This is a genomic window from Nonomuraea sp. NPDC000554 (assembly GCF_040300065.1).
Lineage (GTDB): Bacteria > Actinomycetota > Actinomycetes > Streptosporangiales > Streptosporangiaceae > Nonomuraea.
This window is the reverse complement of record NZ_JBEPDC010000005.1, coordinates 25,270-47,438: the sequence shown is the minus strand read 5'-3', so window position 1 is coordinate 47,438 and position 22,169 is coordinate 25,270. Positions and strand designations below refer to the sequence as shown.

Annotated in this window: 20 protein-coding genes; 11 read left to right on the top strand and 9 right to left on the bottom strand. The window is 70.7% G+C overall.

Annotation, left to right across the window (positions count from 1 at the left end):
- The first annotated feature begins 13 nt into the window (after positions 1–13).
- Positions 14–1,357, top strand: coding sequence for an aminotransferase class I/II-fold pyridoxal phosphate-dependent enzyme (locus ABT294_RS11470; RefSeq protein WP_350805220.1), 1,344 nt, complete (start codon positions 14–16; stop codon positions 1,355–1,357).
- A 54-nt stretch (positions 1,358–1,411) separates the two neighbouring features.
- Here ABT294_RS11470 and ABT294_RS11465 read toward each other — a convergent pair whose 3' ends face one another.
- Entirely contained in the window at positions 1,412–2,509 is a 1,098-nt protein-coding gene (locus ABT294_RS11465; protein WP_350805218.1) for an ROK family transcriptional regulator, read from the bottom strand.
- A 98-nt stretch (positions 2,510–2,607) separates the two neighbouring features.
- On the opposite strand from ABT294_RS11465, the gene ABT294_RS11460 reads away from it, so the two are divergent.
- Genes ABT294_RS11460 through ABT294_RS11445 form a run of 4 tightly spaced genes read left to right on the top strand, consistent with a single transcriptional unit; the run spans position 2,608 to position 6,885 of the window.
- Complete coding sequence (locus tag ABT294_RS11460) at positions 2,608–3,837, top strand: Gfo/Idh/MocA family protein (protein WP_350805217.1); 1,230 nt, start codon at positions 2,608–2,610, stop codon at positions 3,835–3,837.
- Positions 3,834–5,084, top strand: a complete 1,251-nt coding sequence (locus ABT294_RS11455) for an ABC transporter substrate-binding protein (RefSeq protein ID WP_350805216.1) — start codon at positions 3,834–3,836, stop codon at positions 5,082–5,084. Before ABT294_RS11460 ends, ABT294_RS11455 begins: the two co-directional genes overlap by 4 nt.
- Before the next feature lie 42 nt (positions 5,085–5,126).
- Positions 5,127–6,089, top strand: a complete 963-nt coding sequence (locus tag ABT294_RS11450) for a carbohydrate ABC transporter permease (protein ID WP_350805215.1) — start codon at positions 5,127–5,129, stop codon at positions 6,087–6,089.
- Positions 6,079–6,885: a carbohydrate ABC transporter permease gene (locus ABT294_RS11445; protein WP_350805213.1), complete on the top strand. Its 807-nt coding sequence runs from the start codon at positions 6,079–6,081 to the stop codon at positions 6,883–6,885. Before ABT294_RS11450 ends, ABT294_RS11445 begins: the two co-directional genes overlap by 11 nt.
- A 4-nt stretch (positions 6,886–6,889) precedes the next feature.
- On the opposite strand, the gene ABT294_RS11440 is transcribed toward ABT294_RS11445, so the two are convergent.
- From ABT294_RS11440 to ABT294_RS11430, 3 genes are all read right to left on the bottom strand, one after another.
- Positions 6,890–8,992, bottom strand: coding sequence for a serine/threonine-protein kinase (locus tag ABT294_RS11440; RefSeq protein WP_350805212.1), 2,103 nt, complete (start codon positions 8,990–8,992; stop codon positions 6,890–6,892).
- Between the two features lie 119 nt (positions 8,993–9,111).
- Positions 9,112–10,572: a serine/threonine-protein kinase gene (locus ABT294_RS11435; protein WP_350805211.1), complete on the bottom strand. Its 1,461-nt coding sequence runs from the start codon at positions 10,570–10,572 to the stop codon at positions 9,112–9,114.
- Positions 10,573–10,593: 21 nt separating this feature from the next.
- Positions 10,594–11,403 (bottom strand): TIGR03619 family F420-dependent LLM class oxidoreductase, encoded by an 810-nt coding sequence (locus tag ABT294_RS11430; RefSeq protein WP_350805210.1) that lies wholly within the window; start codon positions 11,401–11,403, stop codon positions 10,594–10,596.
- Between the two features lie 96 nt (positions 11,404–11,499).
- On the opposite strand from ABT294_RS11430, the gene ABT294_RS11425 reads away from it, so the two are divergent.
- Positions 11,500–12,747, top strand: coding sequence for an LLM class flavin-dependent oxidoreductase (locus ABT294_RS11425; protein ID WP_350805209.1), 1,248 nt, complete (start codon positions 11,500–11,502; stop codon positions 12,745–12,747).
- A complete protein-coding gene (locus ABT294_RS11420; protein WP_350805208.1) occupies positions 12,744–13,613 on the top strand; it encodes a TIGR03619 family F420-dependent LLM class oxidoreductase in 870 nt (289 codons plus the stop codon). Before ABT294_RS11425 ends, ABT294_RS11420 begins: the two co-directional genes overlap by 4 nt.
- A 49-nt stretch (positions 13,614–13,662) precedes the next feature.
- Here the strand turns inward: ABT294_RS11420 and ABT294_RS11415 are convergent, their stop codons facing one another.
- Entirely contained in the window at positions 13,663–14,076 is a 414-nt protein-coding gene (locus ABT294_RS11415) for a YbaB/EbfC family nucleoid-associated protein (RefSeq protein WP_350805207.1), read from the bottom strand.
- 735 nt (positions 14,077–14,811) lie between these two features.
- On the opposite strand from ABT294_RS11415, the gene ABT294_RS11410 reads away from it, so the two are divergent.
- The 4 genes from ABT294_RS11410 to ABT294_RS11395 all read left to right on the top strand — a co-directional run bounded on the left by ABT294_RS11410 (position 14,812) and on the right by ABT294_RS11395 (position 16,917).
- On the top strand, positions 14,812–15,138 hold the full coding sequence (locus ABT294_RS11410) for a WXG100 family type VII secretion target (RefSeq protein ID WP_350805206.1): 327 nt from the start codon (positions 14,812–14,814) through the stop codon (positions 15,136–15,138).
- Positions 15,139–15,179: 41 nt separating this feature from the next.
- Positions 15,180–15,479, top strand: a complete 300-nt coding sequence (locus ABT294_RS11405) for a WXG100 family type VII secretion target (protein WP_350805205.1) — start codon at positions 15,180–15,182, stop codon at positions 15,477–15,479.
- A 266-nt stretch (positions 15,480–15,745) separates the two neighbouring features.
- On the top strand, positions 15,746–16,543 hold the full coding sequence (locus tag ABT294_RS11400) for a HipA family kinase (protein WP_350805204.1): 798 nt from the start codon (positions 15,746–15,748) through the stop codon (positions 16,541–16,543).
- Positions 16,540–16,917: a DUF3037 domain-containing protein gene (locus ABT294_RS11395; protein ID WP_350805203.1), complete on the top strand. Its 378-nt coding sequence runs from the start codon at positions 16,540–16,542 to the stop codon at positions 16,915–16,917. The genes ABT294_RS11400 and ABT294_RS11395 overlap by 4 nt, the downstream gene beginning before the upstream one ends.
- Here the strand turns inward: ABT294_RS11395 and ABT294_RS11390 are convergent.
- From ABT294_RS11390 to dxr, 4 genes are all read right to left on the bottom strand, one after another.
- Entirely contained in the window at positions 16,914–17,756 is an 843-nt protein-coding gene (locus tag ABT294_RS11390) for a GNAT family N-acetyltransferase (protein ID WP_350805201.1), read from the bottom strand. The two genes, ABT294_RS11395 and ABT294_RS11390, sit on opposite strands and share 4 nt — an antisense overlap.
- Positions 17,757–17,816: 60 nt before the next feature.
- A complete protein-coding gene (locus tag ABT294_RS11385) occupies positions 17,817–19,397 on the bottom strand; it encodes an alpha/beta hydrolase (RefSeq protein ID WP_350805200.1) in 1,581 nt (526 codons plus the stop codon).
- 173 nt (positions 19,398–19,570) lie between these two features.
- A complete protein-coding gene (gene ispG, locus ABT294_RS11380) occupies positions 19,571–20,737 on the bottom strand; it encodes a flavodoxin-dependent (E)-4-hydroxy-3-methylbut-2-enyl-diphosphate synthase (RefSeq protein ID WP_350805199.1) in 1,167 nt (388 codons plus the stop codon).
- Positions 20,738–20,778: 41 nt separating this feature from the next.
- Positions 20,779–21,969 (bottom strand): 1-deoxy-D-xylulose-5-phosphate reductoisomerase, encoded by a 1,191-nt coding sequence (gene dxr, locus ABT294_RS11375; RefSeq protein ID WP_350805198.1) that lies wholly within the window; start codon positions 21,967–21,969, stop codon positions 20,779–20,781.
- Positions 21,970–22,169: the final 200 nt, after the last annotated feature.

The following is a 22,169-nucleotide window of genomic DNA, read 5'->3' as shown; positions in this document are numbered from 1 at the left end:
TTACGTTACAAAAGTGATTGTGGAGATCAAGGAACGGCTGGCGGAACACACCGCCCGAGGTCTGGCAGGCGCGGTCAACGAGGCAATCAGGGACGGAGTGCTCACACCCGGCACGAAACTCCCGCCGGTCAGGCAGGTCGCCGACGGCCTGGGCCTGTCCCCGACGACGGTCAACGCCGCCTGGCAACTGCTCGCCCGCTCCGGCGTCCTGCAAGCCGACGGCCGGCGCGGCACCACTGTTGCCCAGCCTCGTCCCACCGGCCCGCGCCGTTACTGGCAGGCGGGCGGGCGAGTGGCGGACCTCGGGCTCGATCTGGCCACGAGCGAGCCGGATCCGGCGTTGCTCCCGGACCTGGTCCCCGCGCTGAGCCGGCTGCACGCCACGCCTCCGGGCGCGTACCTCGATGATTCGGTGCTGCCCGCGCTCGAGGGGCTGCTGCGGGAACGGTGGCCGTACCCGGTCGACCAGCTGACCGTCGTCGACGGCGCGATGGACGCCATGGACCTGCTGGCCACCTCGCTGCTGCGGATCGGCGACCGCGTGGTGGTGGAGGATCCGGCCTTCCCCCACCTGATAGACCTGCTCGAGGTGCTGGGCACGCAGGTCATCGGCGTTCCCCTGGACGGCGAGGGGCCACAGCCCGACCGGCTGCGCGCCGCCCTCGAGACCAGGCCCGCCGCGGTCTTCCTGCAACCCCGCGCCCACAATCCGGCCGGCATTTCATGGACCCCGCAGCGGGCCGCCGAACTCGCTTCGGTGTTCACCGACTTCCCCGGCTCAGTCGTGGTCGAGGACGACGCGGGCGGCGACGTCGCCGCGGCGGCGCCGGTCAGCCTCGGCACCTGGCTCCCCGACCGCACCGTCCACGTCCACAGCTTCTCCAAGGCGTACGGGCCCGAGCTGCGGCTGGCCGCGATGAGCGGACCCGCGGCACTGATCGGACCAGTCGTCGAACGGCGCCTGCTGGGCCAGGGCTGGACCAGCCGCCTGCTGCAGCACCTGCTGCTGAATCTGCTCACGGACGAGAACTCCGTCGCGCAGGTACGGCACGCCAGACAGGAATACCGCAGACGCCGCGACGCGGTTATCGAGGCCCTGGCCGTCGAAGGCATCCCTCTCGGCCCAGGCGACGGCATCAACCTGTGGCTGCCGGTGCACGATGAGCAGGCCGCCCTGATCAGCCTGGCCAGCCATGGCATCGGCGCGATAGCCGGCACGGGATTCATGATCGAGGACAGCCCCGGCCGGAGCCCGCACATCCGTGTCACCGTCGGCCTCGCCGCCGAAGGCCACGCGGAACTGGCCCACCATCTCGCGGTCGCCGCGCGCGCCGGCAGACGCTCCCGGCCCCGATAGCAAAGGGCGACTCCGCTCTCTGCCGCCACCGCGGCGGGAGCGGAGCCACGGCCGTTAGAGGCCGAGGACCTCCCGCTCGACGTGGTCGAGTGCCAGCCGGACCGCGCCCAGGGCCACGCTCTCGTCCCCGAACGTGGACGTGACCAGTTCGGGCGCGCTCACGCAGAGGTCCGCCAGGTGGCGGCGGAGCGGGCCGAACAGCACGTCGCCGGCCCGCGAGTAGCCGCCGCCGATCACCAACAGGTCGGGGTCGACGGCCAGCACCAGCGCGGACGCGCCGATCGCCAGATTCTCCGCGTACTGGTCGACGCGGCGCAGCGCGCCCTGGTCGCCGGCGTCGGCCGCGGCGAAGACCTCGGCCGCGCTGCCCTCCTTGACCAGCTCCATGGCGGCGTCCTCCCAGCCGACCTGGCGCAGCGTGCCGATCTCCCCCGCCGCACCGGACCGCCCGGCGTGCAGCCGCCCGCCGATGAGGATGCCGGCGCCCGGCCGGTGCCCGACGAGGATGTAGACGACGTCGGACGCGTGCTGGGCGCTGCCGCGCCAGTGTTCGGCGAGCGCGGCCAGGTTCGCGTCGTTGGCGGCCAGCGCCGTGCAGCCGAACCACCGGCCTGCCAGCCCGGCGAGGTCCACGCCCGTCCAGCCGGGCAGCGACATCGACAGCGCGACCCGTCCTGAGCGGTCCACGATGCCGGAGGTGCCGGCGGCGACGGCCCAGATCCGGGTCCGCGCGACTCCGGCGCCGTCGACGCAGGCCAGCGAGGCGCTGCGGGCGGCCTCGAGCCGTTCGGGGGCCGGGGCGCCGTCGGCGACGCCGGTCCGCTCGCAGGCGAGCACCTCGCCGTTGAGGTCGGCCAGGGAGACCACGATCCTGTCGCCGCCCACGTCGACACCCAGCACGTAGCCGGCGTCGGCGCGGAAGCCGTACCGGCGGGCGGGACGTCCCATCGCGCCCTCGTCGGGCGGGGCCTCCCTGACCCAGCCGCGCTCGCCCAGCTCGTCGAGCACCGCCTCGACGGTCTGCCTGGACAGCCCGGTGATCCGGCCGAGCTGTGTGAGCGTGGCCAGCCCCTCCCGTCGCAGGGCTCTGAGCGTGACCTGGGTGTTCACCTTGCGCAGCAGCGAAGCGTCACCCGGCCGGAGCTCGGTCACTTATGAGACCCCTTCTCATAACTTCCCTATTGACGGTTACCAGCCTGGATCCTAGCATCGGCCGACATACGTTAACTGGTTACATATGTGGAGGCGTAATGGTGACTCTCGCCGTCGTGGGCGCGGGTTCTCGGGGAACCTCCTATGCCCGCCACGCGGTCGAGTCCGGCCAGGCGCTGGTGGTGGCGGTGGCCGACCCGTCCGCCGGCCGCCGCGCCAGGTACCCCGAAGCGGCGCACTACGCCGACTGGCGGGAACTGGCCGCGCTCCCCCGGCAGGCGGACGCCGTGATCATCGCGACCCAGGACAGGGAGCACGTCGAACCCGCGGTCCGCTTCGCCGACCTGGGCTACGACATCCTGCTGGAGAAGCCGATGGCGGTCTCCGAGGACGACTGCCGCCAGATCGTCGCCGCCGCCGAGCGGTCCGGCGCGATCTTCGCGGTCTGCCACGTGCTGCGTTACACCCCGTACACCCGGGCCCTGAAGTCGCTGATCGACGCGGGACGGATCGGCGAGATCGTCAGCATCCAGCATCTGGAGCCGGTCGGCTGGTGGCACCAGGCGCACTCCTACGTCCGTGGCAACTGGCGCAGGGCCGACGAGTCGACGTTCATGCTGCTCGCCAAGTCCTGCCACGATCTCGACTGGCTGGTGCACCTCACCGGCAAGCAGGTCACCAGGGTCTCCTCGTTCGGCGGGCTCAAGCACTTCCGCGCCGAGAACCGGCCGGAGGGCGCGACCGACCGCTGCCTCGACTGCCCGGTGGAGGCCGGCTGCCCGTACTCGGCCAAGCGCATCTACCTGCCGCTGGCCGGCCAGGACGTCTGGCCGCTGTCGGTGCTCACCGACGACCTCTCCGAGCAGGGCGTCCTGGACGCGCTCAGGACCGGCCCGTACGGCAGGTGCGTCTACGCCTGCGACAACGACGCGGTCGACCACCAGGTCGTGAACATGGAGTTCGAAGGCGGCGCGACCGCCGCTTTCACGATGACGGCCTTCACCCCCGCCGCCCACCGGCAGACCCGCGTCTTCGGCACCCGCGGCTCGATCGACGGCGACGGCGAGCGGCTCATCGTCCACGACTTCGTCACCGGGCGGTCCGAGACCGTCGACACCCGCGCGACGGGCGACGCGACGGCCTCCGGCGGCCACGGTGGCGGCGACGAGGCGCTCGTGGACGCGTTCCTGTCCGCCGTGACCAGCAGGGATCGCTCCCCTATCCTCTCCTCACCGAGCGAGAGCCTGCACAGCCACCTGATCGCCTGGGCCGCCGAGAGGTCGCGGCTCAACGGCGAGACCGTCACCCTGGAAGGAACCCCCCAATGAGAGCAAGGCACATAGCGGCAGTGGTGGCGCTCGGCGCCGGCCTGGTGGCGTGCGGCTCGTCCACCCCGGCGAGCCGGCCGGCCGCCCAGTCCGACGGCGGACGCGGCCCGATCACGTTCATCAGCGGCAAGTTCGAGGCCGAGTCGGTCCAGAAGATCGTGGACGCGTGGAACGCCGCGCACCCGAACGAGAAGGCCAGCGTCGTCCTGCTGCCGGAGAGCGCCGACGAGCAGCGCCGCAAGCTCATCCAGAACGCCCAGACCAAGTCGGACGCCGGTGACGTCATCCTCATCGACGCGGTGTGGACCAGCGAGTTCGCCGCCAACCGCTGGGTGGACGAGCTCCCGCTGGACGTGTCCGGCTTCCTCCCCACCACTGTCGAAACAGCGAAATATCGCGACAAGCTGTACGCGATGCCGCTGTTCACCGGCACCGGGCTGCTCTACTACCGCACGGACCTGGTCAAGGAGCCCCCGAAGACCTGGGACGAGATGAAGAAGCTCTGCGACCAGGTGCTGCCCAAGCAGAAGGGCATGGCCTGCTACAGCGGCCAGTTCGACAAGTACGAGGGCCTGACCGTCAACTTCTCCGAGGCGGTCAACTCCGCGGGCGGCGAGTTCCTCGACGCCTCCGGCCAGCCGCAGCTGACCAGCGACGCGGCGAAGAAGGCCGGGCAGTTCCTGGCCGACGGCTTCAAGAGCGGGATGATCCCCAAGGAGGCCGTCACCTACAAGGAGGAAGAGGGCCGGGTCGCCTTCCAGGAGGGCAAGCTGCTCTTCTACCGCAACTGGGCCTACGGCTACGAGGCGGCGCAGAAGACCGACGGCTCCAGCAAGGTCGCGGGCAAGGTGAACGTGGCCCCGATCCCCGGGCTCACCGGCATCGGCGCGGGCACGCTGGGCGGCAACAACCTGGCCGTGTCGGCGTTCTCCAAGCACAAGCAGACCGCCAAGGACTTCATCGCGTTCATGACCAGCGCCGAGCAGCTCAAGGCGTTCGCCGAGACCAGCTCGATGCCGGTGCCGAGGACCGCGATCTACGAGGACCCCGAGCTGATCAAGAAGTACCCGTACCTGCCCGCGCTCAAGGAGGGCATCCTCGCCGCCAAGCCGCGTCCCAAGGCGGTCAAGTACGGCGACGTCACCGCCGCGATCCAGGAGTCGGCGTACGCGATCGTCTCGGGCGCCAAGCCCGTCGACCAGGCCCTGACCGAGCTGCAGACCGCGCTCGGCCCGCTGCTCAAGTAGCCCGCCGCCCAGCAGTTCGCCCGTACGAGGAGGAGAGAACCGGTGCTCACCGCGACCCGCCCCGCCGACGCGCGGCGGCGTTCCCGGCACGGACGCGCTGCCCCACGCGGGCAGTCGTGGCTGGCCGCCGCCATGCTCTCGCCCACGTTGATCGTGCTCGCGCTCGTGGTCTTCTACCCGCTGGTGTCGGCCATGCGCGAGTCGTTCTACGCCAGCGGGCAGACCCTCGACGCCGACGGTTTCGTGGTGGAGGGCGAGCAGTTCGCCGGGGCGGCCAACTACGCCGGGGTGGTGGGCGCCCGGTTCCTGAACGCGGCCTTCAACACGACGCTGTTCACCGTGGTGACCGTCGCGCTGGAGGTCGTGCTCGGGGTCGCGATGGCGCTGGTCATGCAGCGCGCCTTCCGCGGGCGGGCGCTGCTGCGGGCCAGCATCCTCGTCCCGTGGGCGGTGCCGACCGCCGTGTCGGGGCTGATGTGGAAGTGGATCTTCCAGGCCGACGGGGTGGCGAACGCGCTGCTCGGCACCGACATCCTGTGGACCGCCGACGGCGCCTGGGCCAAGCTGGCCGTCGTCGTCGCCGACACCTGGAAGACGGCGCCGTTCGTGGGGCTGCTCGTGCTGGCGGGCCTGCAGATCATCCCCGGCGAGGTCTACGAGGCCGCCAGGGTCGACGGGGCCACGCCCAGGCAGCAGTTCTGGCGCATCACGCTGCCGCTGGTCAAGCCCGCGCTGCTGGTCGCGGTCCTGTTCAGGCTGATGGACGCGCTGCGCGTCTTCGACCTGCCGTACGTGCTCATCGGGCCGCGCAAGGAGTCGGTCGAGACGCTGTCGGGGCTGATCTGGGACGAGGCGACCCGCGTCCACTACGGGCCGGCCTCGGCCTACGGCACGGCGCTGTTCGTCTACATCGCGCTGATCGCGTTCGTGTTCGTCAAGCTGCTCGGAGCCGACCTGCTGAGCGATGTGCGGGCGCGGAGGAAGGAGGCCGGCGATGACGCGTAGGGCGGGCATGATCGGCATCGCGTTGTACTGCCTGGTGCCGTTCTACTGGATGGTGGTGTCGAGCTTCCGCCGCACCTCCGACATTTACGACAAATCACCATTTCCTGCGCCGTGGTCGCTGGAGAGCTACGACGCGGTCTTCGCCGAGGGCATGGGCTTCGGCCAGTCGCTCGGCAACAGCCTCATCGTGGCGGCGACCACCACCGCGGTCACCCTCGTGATCGGCACGCTGGCGGCGTACGCGCTGGCCAGGCTGCAGTTCCGGGGCAAGAACGTGATCCTCGCCCTGGTGATCGCGGTCTCGATGTTCCCCGGGGCGCTGCTGATCGTCCCGCTGCTGAAGCTGTTCACCGCGATCGGCTGGATCAACTCCTACCAGGCGATGATCGTCCCCTCGATGTCCTTCGCCCTGCCGCTGACCATCTGGAACCTGACCACCTTCTTCCGCCAGATGCCCTACGAGCTGGAACAGGCCGCCCAGATCGACGGCTGCACCCCGTTCACCGCCTTCCGCCGCGTGATGCTGCCCCTGGCGGCCCCGGGCATCTTCACCACCGCGATCCTGGCCTTCATCGCCACCTGGAACGAGTTCATCATCGCGGTCACCATGGTCAACGACCAGTCGCGGCAGACGGCGACCGTCCGCATCGCCCAGTTCACCGGCGCCGCCAAGTTCGACACCCCGTTCGGCACGCAGATGGCGGCGGGCGTCCTGGTGACGATCCCGCTGGTGCTGCTCGTCCTGTTCTTCCAGCGCCGCATCGTCACGGGCCTGACGGCGGGCGCGCTGAAGTAGGCGGCTACCGCTCACCCGACGCGGTGGGGGTCGGCGAGGGCGGCGGCTCCGAGGGTTCCGTCGGGTCGGGGTCGCTCTGCCCGGCGACCCCGACGGTCAGGACGACCGTGCTGCCCGCCTCGGCGCAGGAGCCCGCGCCGGCACTCTGCGCCAGGACGGTGTCGACCCGCTCCGGATCGTCCACGACCTGGCTCTTCGACCGCACCGCGAAGCCCGCGTCGCGGAGGGCGGCGCTCGCGTCCTCCCGCGACCGGCCGACGACGGACGGCACCGTCGCCCCCTGACGGGCGACGACCAGGGCCACCGGGCTGCCACCCGAGACCCTGCGGCCCGCCTCCGGCCTGCTGGCGATCACCTGGCCGTCCGGCAGCGTGGAGCACGACCGGGTGATCGCGCCCACCGACAGCCCGGCGCTGGTCAGCGCCGCCTGCGCGGGCTTGGACTGCTGCCCGGTGACCGCCGGCACCACCAGCCCCGCCGACACCTGCAACGACACCCTGGAGCCCTTCGGCACGGCGGCTCCCAGGGCGGGCTCGCTGACCAGCACCTGGCCGATCGGCTTCGCCGAGTCCACCTGGGTCACGGTGCCCACCGACAGCCCGGACCGCTTGATCGCCTTGATCGCCGCGGAACGGTCCAGCCCCGCGAGCGCGGGCACGCTCACCGAGGCGGGCGCCACGGGCGGCGGCTCGGACGAGCCTCTGGGGTGCTGGGAGCCGGGCGGCTCCTCCGGGGGGCTTGAGGTGTTCGTGCGGGGTGTGGGCGCGGCCGTCGTGCTCTCCTGGGGCGTCGGCGAGTCCGTCGCGATCACCGTGGGGGTCGCCGCCGCCTGCGGCCGCGCGACGTCCCGCCTGAGCGCCGGCGCCACCACGGTGACCAGCACCGCCGCGCTGACCAGCACCGCCGCCCCGGCGGCGAGGCCCGCCCGCCTCCAGGCGCGGCCCCTGCCGTCGCCTGTTCCGTCGTCCCCGCCGCCGGGGGCCGGCGGCCACGGCGGGTCCTGCGACTGCGCCGGGGCGGGCTGTGAGAGGGCCAGGTGGTAGCCGGCGGCCGCGCCGGTCGCCTCGGGCCGGGCGACGGGCGCCGAACTGGACGCGGGACCGGCCCCGAACCGCCCATCCCACCGGGACGGCGCCTCAGGACCGTTCCCCTGGGACGGTGAAGCCGCGCCGCCCTCTTCGTCCTGCCGGACCTCGGACTCGCTCCCGAACCACCGGTCGCGCTGCGCCGGGATCGACAGCGGCGGCGGGAAGGGGTCCGCGCGCAGGATGTGCGGTGGAGGCGAGCGCAGCACCTCCGCCGGCACGCCCTCGGAGCCGCCCAGCAGCGCCAGCAGCAGCTCCCTGCTGGTGGGCCGGTTGCGGGCGTCCTTGTCCAGGCACGACTCCACCAGCTCACGCAGTTGCCCGTCGAGCCGTCCCAGAGCGGGCGGCGCCGTCAGGATGCGGTGCAGCACGGGCGCGACCGAGTCCTGCCCGAACGGCGCGGACGCGTTGGCCGCGAAGCACATCGTGGCGCCCCAGGAGAACACGTCCGCCGCCCCGGTCACCGCCGACGCGGTGATCTGCTCGGGCGCCATGTAGGCGGGGGTGCCCACCCCGCGCCCGCTCACGGTCGCCGCCGCGTCAAGCGCCCTGGCCAGCCCGAAGTCGATCACGCGCGGCCCGTCGGCGCCGAGCAGCACGTTCTGCGGCTTGAAGTCCCTGTGGACGATCCCGGCGCGGTGGATCGCCGCCAGCGCCGTCGCGGTGCCGACCGCCAGCCGTTCCAGCGCGCCCGCCCGGCGCGGCCCGGTCAGCGCGACCTCCCGCGCCAACGAGGGCCCGTCGACGTACTCGCTGACGATGTACGCCCTGCCCTCGTCGAACCCGGCGTCGATCACCTGGGCCGTGCAGAACCGCGCGACGTGCTTGGCCAGCTCCACCTCGCGCAGGAACGCGGCCCGTTCGTCTCCCACGGGCCCGTGCAGCAGTTTGACCGCGTAGCTCTCCTCGCCACTCGTGCCGAGGAACACCACGCCCTGGCCGCCCTCACCCAGCCGCCCGCGCAACTCATACGCTCCGAGTCGCTGCGGGTCCCCCGTTCTGAGCGGCTGCGCCGTTGGCACGGGGCGCCTCCCCTCGCCGCCACCCCATCTTCACCTTCCACTGAAAGCAAGGGAAGCCGAAAGGTCAACGGTGGCGGGGGCTTTCGCGGCCAATCGCCACCTGACCGTGACACTCGCGGTCAGGAGGAGCGTGAGACCTTGCCCGAATAGGTGACGTCCACGTCACCTTGCCGTGTCACCTTGATGACCACCTGGTTCGAGTCGGCCGACGGGAGCATCCGGAGCGTGCCCGGGTAGCACTGGTCTCCGCTCACCTGGCCGAGCGTGAACACCAGCTCGCTGCTGGTGGGGCCGAGCCGACCCGAGCAGTGCAGGTCCGACCCCCATCGCATGCTGGACGTGCCGCCGCGGTCGAGGTGGATCTCGACGGGGAAGACGCGCCCGGCGGTGGGGTGTTCGGCCGATCCGGTCCACGTCCCGTCCAGGCCGGGGCTCTGCGCGCCCCTGAGCCAGAGGACGAACCCGGCCGCGCCCATGGCGACTCCGGCCACGGCGACGACCACCTGCCACCAGCGCACCCGCCGCCGGGGCCGGACGCCCGCGGAGTCACCTCTCGTGGCCTGGGGGTCCGCGCCGGGAGAGGTGATCGTCCCCGTCTCAACTCCCGGGCCGGTCGCGGCGATGGCGGCCCCGATGCTGTCCGTCTGGGTGCCGGCCGCGCCGGTGCCGCCGGTCCGGGCGGTGACCGCGCCGGTGCCGTCGGGTCGGGCGCTGACCGCGCCGGTGCCGTCGGGGCGGGTGATGGCCGCCCTGGCGCCTGAGGACAGCACGTCGCTCCCCGCCTGCTGGCCCAGCAGCAGCCGCAGCACCTCCTCGGCGTCCGGCCGGTCGCCGGGCTCGGGCGCGAGGCAGGCGTCGACGATCTCGCGGAGCCGGCCGGGCAGCGGCCCGAGGTCCGGCCTGCCGAACAGGATCCTGGCCAGCACCTCCTGGGAGGTGTCGGCCGTGAAGGCGTGCCTGCCGGTGGCGGTGTAGGCGACCGTCAGCGCCCAGGCGTACAGGTCGGCGGGCGGCCCGGCGGGTTCGCCCTTGATGCGTTCGGGCGACAGGTAGGCGGGGCTGCCGACGAGGATCCGGCCGGTGGTGGCCGTCGTGTCCATCAGCTGGGACACACCGAAGTCGATCACGCGCGGCCCGTCGAGGCCGAGCAGCACGTTGCCCGGCTTGAAGTCGCGGTGCACGACGCCCGCCCGGTGGATGGCCCCGAGAGCGGTCGCGGTGCCGATCGCCAGGCGATCCAGCGAGCCCCCGGTGCGCGGCCCGCTCGCGATCACGTGCTCCCTGAGCGACGGCCCGTCGACGTACTCGCTGACCAGGTACGGCCGGTCGCCCTCGAGTTGCGCGTCGAGCAGCTGGGCCGTGCAGAACGGCGCCACCCGACGCACCGCCTCCGCCTCGCCGAGGAACCTGCGCCGCGCGGCGGGGTCGGCGGACATGCTGGTGTGCAGCAGCTTGATCGCCACCGGCGTCGCGTTGTGGGAGTGGCCGAGGTAGACGACGCCCTGCCCACCCTGGCCGAGCCGACCCGACAGCCGGTACGGCCCGAGCCTGCGTGGGTCGTCGGCGCGAAGCTCGGGCATAGGGCGCAATTATGGCAGGGATCAGAGGAGGCGGGCGTACTCGTCCAGGAGCGAGAGCACCGCGTCGGGCGGGCCGCTGGGCAGCGTGGCCACCGCCTCCTCGATGCCGAGCCCGGCGTAGTAGTCGAGCTTCTCCCTGGTCGGCAGCGTCCCGAACGGGATGACCCGGGCCATCGGCCGCCCGGCCTTCTCGCACGCCTCCGCCAGAGCGGGCAGGGCGGCCCTGATGCCCCTGCCGCCGATCGGCATCCAGCCGTCCGCGTACTCGGCGATGTGCGCGAACAGCTTCGGGCCTGCCGCGCCGCCGAGGTACACGGGCGGCCCGGAGACCGGCTTCGGCCACGACCAGGACGGCTCGAACCCGTCGAACTCGGCCACCTCGTCGCGCCACAGCGCCCGCATGGCGAGCACGTTGCGCCGCGTGACGTCCCGGCGCGTCCGGTAGGCGACGCCGTGGTTGGCGATCTCCTCGACGTTCCAGCCGAACCCGACGCCGACCACCACCCGTCCGCCCGACAGGTGGTCGAGGGTGGCGATGGCCTTGGCGGTCACGATGGGGTCGCGCTGGGCGGCGAGTAGGACGCCGGTGCCGACGGTCAGCCGCTCGGTCGCGGCGGCGGCGAACGACAGGGCCACCAGCGGATCGAGCGTGCGCTTGTACTCCTCGGGCAGGACGTCCTGCCCGCCGGGGGGCGGCGTGCGGCGCGAGACCGGGATGTGCGTGTGCTCGGGGACGTAGAGCGAGGCGAACCCGCGTTCCTCGGCGGCTCTGGCCAGGTCGGCGACCGGCATGCTCAGGTCCGTGGTGAACATCGTGACGCCCAGCCGCATGCGACCCCCCTCTCATGTCAACCAAGCGATTGCTCGGCTAACATTTCTAGAGTAGCTTGCCGGACAGAGAAACGCCCCGCGGAAAGAGGTCTCCCGGTGAAGTTTTCCATTTTCCTGAATCCGCAGATCCCCGGCTCCGGATACGCCGCCGAGGAGAACGCCAGGGCCAGGCGTCCCATCGGGCGTGACACGGAGTCGTACCAGCGGCTGCTGCACGAGGTCCGGGAGATCGCCGTGCACGCCGACCAGATCGGGTTCGACGCGCTGATGATGACCGAGCACCACTTCCACTCCGAGGGGATGGAGTTCTCGGTCAACCCGCTGATGTTCCTCACCGACCTTGCCGCCAGGACCGAGCGCATCCTGCTCGCGCCGCTCGGCATGGTGCTGCCCGCCTGGGACCCGATCAGGGCCGCCGAGGACGTGGCGCTGCTCGACCAGTTCTCCAAGGGACGGTTGCGGCTCGGCGTGGCGAGGGGCTACCAGAACCGGTGGATGAACGTCCTGGGCCAGCGATGGCACGCGGCGGCCGCCCGCTCCGACGGCTCCGCCACCGACACGCGCAACTTCGACGTCTTCGGCGAGGTCCTGAAGATCATGAAGATGGCGTGGACGCAGGAGACCATCCGCTACAAGTCCGACGTGCTCGACTACGAGGTGCCCTACCCCTACGACGGCATCGAGGGCTGGCCCGCGCTGGACTGGACGCGGACGTTCGGCGCGCCCGGCGAGGTGTCGGAGGACGGGAAGATCCAGGCCGTCTCCGTCTGCCCCCGGCCGTACCAGAACCCGCACCCGGAGCTCTGGCAGCCGTTCACGATCTCCGACCGCTCGGTGATCAGGGCCGCGCAGGAGAACATCCTGCCCTGGATGTTCACCCCCAACCCCGACGACCACGCCGCCAAGGCCAAGCTCTACCAGGAGGAGTCCGCCAGGCAGGGCCGCGACTACAAGCTCGGCGAGCACACCGGCATCCTGAAGATCGTCGGCATCGCCGACACGACCGAAGAGGCGATCAACACCTTCGGCCGGAGCATCCCCAAGGACTTCGCCGCCTTCTTCGGCCCCTTCGGCTACCTGGAGGTGCTCCGCAAGAAGGAGGACGAGAAGCACCAGCCCATCTCCCCCGAGAAGGGCGACGCCAAGCGGATGAACGACGTCGAGATGGCCCTGTTCGGCACCCCCGACGACGTCAAGCGCGGCATCCAGCGCATGCTCGACCGGATGCCACACCTGGAATGGTTCGGCCTCTACATGCAGGGCCAGCAGGGAGTCCTGCCGCTCGACACGGTCAAGCGCAACCTGGAACTGTTCGCCACCAAGGTCATCCCGGAGTTCCAGTGAGATTCTGGCTTGGCGCGTCGTTCGCCGACACCGACCAGTTCGTGGAGCTCGCCAGGGCCGCCGAACGGTTCGGGTTCGACACGCTCACACTGTCCGATCACCTCTTCTACGCGGACTTCCAGACGCCGTACCCGTACTCGAAGTCGGGCAAGCCCCGCTGGGACGCCGCCACGCACTGGCCGGACGTGTGGGTGACGATCGGCGCGATGTCCTCGGTGACCAGCACGCTGCGCTTCGCCCCGAACGTCTACATCGCCCCCGCCCGTGACCTGTTCACCGTGGCCAAGCAGGTGTCCACGGCGGCGGTGCTCTCCGGCGACCGGGTCACGTTCGGCGTGGGCGTCGGCTGGTGCGAGGAGGAGTTCACGGCCACCGGCCAGGACTTCCACACCCGGGGGCGGCGGCTCAACGCGATGATCCCGGTGCTGCGCGAGCTGTGGTCGGGGCGCGTGGTCACGCTCGACGGCCTCCCCGAGCTGTCCATCGCGCCGACTCCCGCCAAGCCGATCCCCGTGCTCGTCGGCGGCGACAGCGAGGCGGCGCTGAAGCGGGCCGCCCGGCTGGGCGACGGCTGGATCGGCAACCGCATCTACACGGAGGAGCAGCTGGACGAGGTGCTCGCCACGTTACGCGACCTGCTGGACCAGCACGGCAGGACGGGAGAGTTCGAGATCATCGCCCCGCTGGCCGCCATGCCGGACGCCGGCACCTATCGCCGCCTGGCCGCCAAGGGGGTCACCGGCACGATGGCCGCCCCGTGGTGGCTGGCCACGCCGGAGGAGAAGGCCCGGTACGGCGAGGGCAGCCTGGCACTCAAGGTCGCCACCATGGAGCGCTTCGCCGAGGAGGTCATCGCCAAGATGTGACGCCTTCCCCGGTCCGGGCGATCGGCTCGCGCCTGGGTGACGCCGCCGCTCAGGCGAGGCCGCGCTCGTGCCGGGCCAGCTCGTCGGCGATCTCCGCGATCCGCTCGTCCACGATCGCGGAGTCCAGGGGCTGCACCCGCGTGAGGAGGCTCTTCGCCTTCGCCTTGGCGTCCTGCTGGGCCCGCTGGACGGCCTCCATCACGCCGCGGGCGACGGCCTCACTACCCAGCCTCATGATCCGCGGGTTCACCGTGATCTCCTTCAGCTGCCCCTCGGCGTCGGTGACCGCCTCGACGAGGGCGTCGTCGCTGCTCCCCTCGCCGGTCAGCTCGGCCATCCGTGCATGCGCCTCTTGGATTCTCCGCGTCCCCGCTTCCGCTCCTCGACGGTGCGGTCGACATTCTCGATGTCCTGACGCGATGACCAGTCCGACATTTTTTCTCCTGCACCGGAGAATGCCCAATCAATAAGGCAGAGCCTACGCACGACAATCGCCGAAGACATGACGCTTCAAGGAAGTTCAAACTGAGGGCTCAATCCGGTCGGCGGTGATTAAGCTGCCGGACATGCGCAACGAGTTTCCGTCGATGCGTCGTCGCCGGCGGACCCCGCCGCGACGCTGCAGGACGGGGCAACGTCACCACCCACAGCGACAGCGTCGACCACACCCTCACCCCCGGCACTCCGCCGCCACGTCACCGAACCCCTCACCGACGTCACCACCAGACTGCGGGCGATGACGGAGCCGCGGACCGCGCTCGCGGGCCTGCCGAGGAACGCCCTGCGGCAGGAGCCGAAGGGGCCGCCGGTCGCGATGACCTCGCCCATGGCGCAGAAGGGCTCGGGCCCCGTCAAGGGGATGCCGAACAAGGAGGTGCAGGCGGCGGCGCTGCAGATGCGGCGGGCGGGCCGGCGAATCCAGGGGTCCGCCGGGCACGCCAAGGCGAGGGCGTACTGCCCGGCAGGCAAATGCCAGGCCTCCATTTATGGAACACCCGGCCCCGGCCACGCCGAACATCTGCTCAGGGTGCTCGCTGAATGCAAGAAACAGGGGCCCTGCCGACAACAGCCACGGGCCTGTCTTACGCACTCCGAATTGCCGGCGAACATTTCCAGGAAACCCGAAATCGAAACTTCCGGATCCCGTCGGCGCCTATGTTGGCCATATTACGAATAACAACTGTTCAGGAGGTGAACCGTGACGCAGCCGACTACCTATCAGCAGGGAAGTCAGCACGACGCGGCCGCACGTGCGCTCACCGCGCACGAGAACATCACACAGATCCACAACAGGCTGGTCCAGATCCCCGAGCAGCTCGGCGCGTCGTGGAAGGGCGAGTCCGCCACGGTCTACGCGCAGGTGCTCAACGAGTGGAACCCGCAGTTCAAGAAGGTCATCGACGCGCTGCACATGATCGCGGAGAACCTCAGAGGCTCCGGGATCCAGTACGAGGAGGCCACCACGGGGGCGCGCGAGGTCGCGCAGAACCTCATGGCTGCGCTCAACGGCGGCAGTGTCCGCTAGGCAGCGTCCGCTAACACGACCGATGTGAGGAAGGGATCGCGATGACCGGCGGCGGAGAGATCATTCTCGCCAATTTCGACGAGATGGAGGAGATCGCGGCGGAACTCGGACGGGCCTACGGCAACCTGGTCGGCGAGCTGACCGACCTGGAGGCGGACCTGAAGGTCCTGGAAACCTGGGACGGCGCCGCGAAGGGCGTCTACCTGGAGGCCAAGCGGAACTGGAACGAGGCCGTGACCACGATGGGCGACACGATGCAGCGCTTCGGCCCCGCCCTGCACGACGCGACCGGCATCATCCGGGACGCCGAGCAGTCCAACGTCAGGCGCTGGGGCACCTGACCCCGCGGCGGGGGCCAGGCACAGCAGCCTGCCCCCGCTGCTCGGCCTTCCCAGGGCGATTGCCGACGACGGCCAGGAGGGATTTCCGGCCAAGAACGCGTTGTAACGGCGAGAACCCCGTGAGCCCTCACGACCAGCGCTGGACAGACGCCCACCAACGACGGCGGGCCGGGCAACCCATGCGAAGCCGTACAAGAAACAAGGCCGACAAACGCCGAACACAGTCGCAGATCACTCACACAACACAGACCGGATACGCTCTTGGCGTGCTGGGAGAGATTACGGCGACGCGGTATGTGACGCCGCTGAGAGAGGGCGGGTCGCTGCCAGGGGTGGTAGAGGCCGACGACCTGGGCACCTACGTGGTGAAGTTCCGCGAGGCCGGGCAGGGCCGCCGCGTCCTGGTGGCCGAGATCATCGCGGGCGAGCTGGGCAGGCGGCTCGGCCTGCGCACCCCCGAGCTGAAGTTGATCGAACTCGACGCCCAGCTCAGCGTCCGCGAGCCCGACGAGGAGGTCCAGGACCTGCTCAAGGCGAGCGTCGGCCTGAACCTCGCCGTCGACTTCCTCCCCGGCGCGCTCGGCTTCGAGCCGCTCACCTGGGCCCCCGACGAGGGGTTCGCGTCCAAGGTGGTGTGGTTCGACGGGCTGATCCACAACATCGACCGGAGCTGGCGCAACCCCAACCTCCTGGTCTGGCACCGCGACGTCTGGCTGATCGACCACGGCGCGTCCCTCTGGTTCCACTACAACTGGAAGACGGCCGACCCGCAACGCCCGTTCGACGTCGGCGACCACGTCCTGGCGCCGTTCGCCACGGACGTCCGCGCGGCGGGCGACGAGCTGGCGGCGCGGATCACCCCGGAGCTGCTCCAGACGGTGACCGCCCTGGTGCCGGACGTGTGGCTCGACGGCGAGCCGGGCTTCGACTCGCCGCAGGCTGTCCGCGACGCCTACGTCGACCACCTGCTGAGCCGCGCGCACGGCCCGCGCGAGTGGCTCACCGGCGTGCCGGCTCGCACCCCGGCGACCGGCTCCGGGCCCGGGAAGGGAGGCGCCCAGTGAACAGGGACGTCTACGAGTACGCGGTGATCCGCGTGGTGCCGAAGGTCGAGCGCGGCGAACTGATCAACGCGGGCGTCCTGCTGTACTGCCAGCCCCGCGACTACCTGTGCGCCCGCGTCGAGCTGGACGCGGTCCGGCTGCGCGCGCTGGACCCCGACGCGGACATCGACAGCGTCCGCCGGGCGCTGGACGCCTACGAGCTGGCCTGCGGCGCGGAGGCGGGCCCGCTGGCCAGGGAGTCGCTGGGCGGCAGGTTCCGCTGGCTGACGGCGCCCCGCAGCACGATCGTCCAGACGGGCCCGGTGCACGCGGGCCTCACCGCCGACCCTGACAGCGAGCTGGCCCGGCTCTTCGCCAAGCTGGTACGGCTCTAGAACAGCACGGACATGAAGGTGTCGACCTCGCGGAAGCCCACCTTCCTGTAGACGGCCCGCGCCGAGTGGTTGAAGTCGTTGACGTAGAGCGAGACCACGGGCGCGAACGCGGCGAGCGCGGCCTCCACGACCGCGGCCATGCCCGCCACCGCGTGCCCCTGCCCGCGCAGTTCGGGGGCCACCCAGACGCCCTGGATCTGGCACGCCTGCGGGGTGACGGCGCCGATCTCCGCCTTGAACACCACGCGCCCGCCGTCGATGCGGGCGTAGGACCTGCCGATGCGGATCAGCTCGGCGACCCTGGTGCGGTAGAGGGCGCCGCCGTCGCCGAGGTTGGGCGAGATGCCCACCTCCTCAGTGAACATCGCGACGCAGGCCGGCAGCAGGATGTCGAACTCGTCCGGCCTGACCCGCCGCACCAGCGGGTCGGCGGCGACCGGCGGCTGCTGCGCGGTGGACATCAGCGGCTGCGCCCAGCGGATCGCACGGGCCCTGCCCCAGTGCGGCTCCAGCCACTCCCACAGCAGCGAGACCGCGTCGGCGGGCCCGACGATGGACGAGCAACGGCGGCCCTGCTTGCGGGCGCGGTCGGCGAAGGCGTGCACGGCTTCAGGACCGGCGTTGACCGGCACCATGTTCGCACCGGCGTAACAGAGCGAGACGAGACCGCCGCGCGGCCCGAACCCCCACATCTGCCCGCCGAGCCTCGCAGGGTTCAGACCCACGGTCCGCACCCGCGAGGCGACGAAGACGTTGGTGACCGGATCGGTGTCGAGCAGGGCGAGCACTTCGTCCCGGTCGCTGTCGTCGAGCACGCGCGACGCTGATGTACGCAGCATCACATGGTCAGACTACGCGAACGACCACCGATTAGCTCATCTGCTGAGGCGCACGGTACGTCATTCGTGATCCTGCGTCTGTTTCGAGGCCATACGCGTCGCCGTCTGCGGCAGGTCGTTGGCCGCGCAGCTCGCCCCCTTGGCCGGCACACTGCCGTCGTTGAGGTAGTTGACCAGATACTTGTCGACGCACCGGTTGCCGCTCAGCGACACGCCGTGGTTGCCGCCCGCCTCGACGACCATGCGCGCGGTGGGGAACCGCTTGCGCATCTCCAGGGCTCCCTGGTACGGCGTCGCGGCGTCGCCCCTGGACTGGATCATCAGGATCGGCGGGAGGTTCTGCGCCCCGCTCACCTGCACCGGTGAGCCACCGGGCACGGACCAGTACAGGCACGGTGCGTTGTACCAGGCGTTCGGCCAGGTCATGAACGGTGCCTTGCGGTTGACCCTGGACATGTCCTCGCGCCACTTGGCCCAGTCACGCGGCCAGCGCGCGTCGCGGCACTGCACGGCGAGGTAGACGGCGTAGCCGTTCTCGGCGTGGGCGTCGGGCTTGCCGTACTTGTTGAAGACGTTCAGGAGGGCCTTCCCGTCGCCCTTGCGCACGTAGGTCGACCAGGCGGCGGCCAGGTCGGGCCAGGCCCCGTCGGTGTAGCCGCCGACGGTGAAGGCGTCGTCGAGCTCGCTCGGGCCCACGACCCCGGCCGCCGGACGGTCGCGCAACCGGGAGCGCATGGCGTACCAGGCGAACGAGGTCTCCTTGACGGTGTCGCCGAGCTTGTAGACGGCGTTGTTCTTGGCCGTCCACGCGAGGAAGTTGCGGTGCCTGCGGTCGAAGGCGAGGTTCTGCGCCAGGTTGGCCTTGTACCAGACCCCGCTGGGATCGACCGAGCTGTCCATCACCAGACGCTTGATCCGGTCCGGGAAGAGCGTCGAGTACACGGCTCCCAGGTAGGTGCCGTAGGAGTAGCCGAAGAAGCTGATCTGCGGCTCGCCGAGGGCCTGCCGGATGGAGTCCATGTCCCTGGCGGAGTTCTCGGTGCTCATGTGGGGCAGCATCCACGCCCACAGGTTGCCGCACTTGTCGGCGTACTGCTTGGCTCGGTCGAGCAGCACGCGCTCGTCGCGCCGGGTCCGCGGCACCTCGTCGTAACGGGGCGCGGCGTAGAAGCGGTCGGCGTCCACGCAGTGCAAGGCCGGCTCGCTCTTGCCGACCCCGCGCGGGTCGAACCCGATGATGTCGTACCTCGCGGCGAGCTTGGCCGGGAGCATCTCGGCCACGTACTCGGCCAGGGACTGCCCTGACGCGCCGGGGCCGCCCGGGTTGACCAGCAGGGGCCCGAGGTAGGTCCCGTCGTGCGGCACCGTCGCCTTGATCCGGTTGACCGCGATCTTGATCGACTGCCCCATCGGCTCCCGGTAGTCGAGCGGCACCCGTACGGACCCGCATTCGACGTTCACCGGGGCGGGCGGAGTCGCGGCCCCTGACGCCTTGCCGGAGCCCGTCTTCGTGGGACACGGCTGCCAGGTGACCTCCGGGCCGATGCCCGTGGCACTTTTCGCCGCGGCGACACCCTCGCCCTGCACGGCTCCGACGGCCAGCATCACCACGCCGGTCACGATCCCAACGACCCGCTTCACCCGACCTCCTCAATTCACAGCTCGGGTAATACTGCCGTGGGTGATCGAGTGGTGACGTAATGCATTCCGAAATGCTTACCGATTCGTGAGCATAAGTTTGCTCTCCGTCATAACAAAAGGTCACCGCCCCCTGTGCGGGGGCAGGTGACCTCTGCCGTCGGGCCGGAGCGGGGTCAGCTCACCGTGACCTCGACGCCGGGGGCGTCGTCCTCGAGGTCGACGTCCACGCCCATCTCCTCGGCGATCCGCAGTGCCTCCTCGATCAGGGTCTCGACGATCTGCGACTCGGGGACGGTCTTGATGACCTCGCCCTTGACGAAGATCTGCCCCTTGCCGTTGCCCGAGGCCACGCCGAGGTCGGCCTCGCGGGCCTCGCCCGGGCCGTTCACGACGCAGCCCATCACCGCGACCCGCAGCGGCACCTTGAGCCCCTCCAGCCCGGCCTGGACCTGCTCCGCCAGCGTGTAGACGTCGACCTGGGCGCGCCCGCACGACGGGCAGGACACGATCTCCAGGCCGCGCTCCCTGAGCCCGAGCGACTCCAGGATCTGGGTGCCGACCTTGACCTCCTCCACCGGCGGGGCCGACAGGGAGACGCGAATCGTGTCGCCGATGCCCTCGGCCAGCAGCGCGCCGAACGCGACCGCCGACTTGATCGTGCCCTGGAAGGCAGGGCCCGCCTCCGTCACGCCCAGGTGCAGCGGGTAGTCGCAGCGAGCCGCCAGCAGGCGGTAGGCGTTGATCATGACGACGGGGTCGTTGTGCTTGACCGAGATCTTGATGTCGCGGAAGCCGTGCTCCTCGAACAGCGAGCACTCCCACAGCGCCGACTCGACCAGCGCCTCGGGAGTGGCCTTGCCGTACTTCTGCAGCAGCCGGGGGTCGAGCGAGCCGGCGTTCACCCCGATGCGGATGGGCACGCCGTGCTCGGCGGCGGCCTTGGCGATCTCGCCCACCTTGTCGTCGAATTTCTTGATGTTGCCGGGGTTGACCCGCACGGCCGCGCATCCGGCCTCGATGGCCGCGAAGACGTACTTCGGCTGGAAGTGGATGTCGGCGATGACGGGGATCTGCGACTTCTTGGCGATGATCGGCAGCGCGTCGGCGTCGTCCTGCGACGGCACCGCCACCCGGACGATCTGGCACCCGGATGCGGTCAGCTCCGCGATCTGCTGCAAGGTGGCGTTGACGTCAGCCGTGACCGTGGTGGTCATCGACTGCACGGAGACGGGCGCGTCGCCGCCCACCGGCACGCTGCCGACCATGATCTGCCGGGAGTGCCGGCGTTCGGCGAGTGGCTTGGGACGGACCGCGGGAATGCCGAGTGCTACAGAAGACATGTCAACCCTTGTATTTCGACGACGGTAACCAGTTTAGGTAGCTAGCGAGACTGCCCGGCGGCGAGTTCGGACGCGCGGGCGCGGGCCCAGGCGTCGGCGGCGAGCACCTCCTCCACCGACCCGGCCGGGGTGACGTCGTGCTCCTCGACGACCTTGGCGACGGTGTCGACGATGCCGAGGAACGGCAGCTCGCCGCGGATGAAGGCGTCGAGGCACGCCTCGTTCGCCGCGTTGTAGACGGCGGGCGCGGTGCCGCCGGCCGAGCCGACGTGCCTGGCCAGCGCCACCGAGGGGAACGCCTCGTCGTCGAGCGGTTCGAAGGTCCAGGTGTGCGCGCGGGCCCAGTCGATGGGACGGGCGGCGCCGGCGACGCGCTCGGGGTAGCCGAGGGCCAGGGCGATCGGCAGCCGCATGTCGGGCGGGCTGGCCTGGGCGATGGTGGAGCCGTCGACGTACTCGACCATGGAGTGGATGATCGACTGCGGGTGCACCACGACCTCGATGCGGTCGAAGCCGAGGTCGAACAGCAGGTGCGCCTCGATGACCTCCAGCCCCTTGTTGACCAGCGTGGCCGAGTTGATCGTGATCATCGGCCCCATCGACCAGGTGGGGTGCGCCAGCGCCATCTCGGGTGTGACGTCGGCCATCTCGGTGCGCTTCATGCCCCTGAACGGCCCGCCACTGGCCGTGATGACCAGCTGCCTGACCGCCGCGGGGTCGTAACCGCCAGGGCCGGACGCCCACAGGCACTGCTGCACCGCCGAGTGCTCGGAGTCGACCGGCAGGATCTGCCCCGGCTTGGCCAGCCGCTTCACCAGGGGCCCGCCGATGATCAGCGACTCCTTGTTGGCCAGCGCGAGCGTGCGGCCCGCCTCCAGCGCGACCAGCGTGGACGTCAGGCCGAGCGCTCCGGTGATGCCGTTGAGCACCATGTCGCACGGCCGCCCCGCCACCTCCGCGACGCCCTCGGGCCCCGCGAGGATCTCGGGGCTCGCGCCGTGCGCCGCCAGCGCCTCCTTCAGTGCGGGGACGGCCGCCGGATCGGCCACGGCGACGCACGGGACGCCGAAGTCGGCCGCCTGCCTGGCCAGCAGCTCGACCTTGCCGCCTCCCGCGGCGAGCCCGGCGACCCTGAACCTCCCGGGGCCGGCGGCGATGACGTCGAGGGCCTGGGTGCCGACGGAGCCGGTGGAGCCGAGCAGGACGACCGAGCGGAGGGAATCTGCATGCACCCGTCCATTGTCCCCGCTGCGGGTTGCGGGCGGGCACGGACCCCGCCAAGCGTGGCCCCGAAATTCCGTAACCTCTGTGACGCCAGAGAGCAAAGTCGATTTATGCCGGAATATCGCCATATCCGTATGTGCAAATCTTGAGAAATCTGGATATTGGTGCCGCTACCTTCCAAGCCCAGATCCGGTTTCGGGAGGTACGT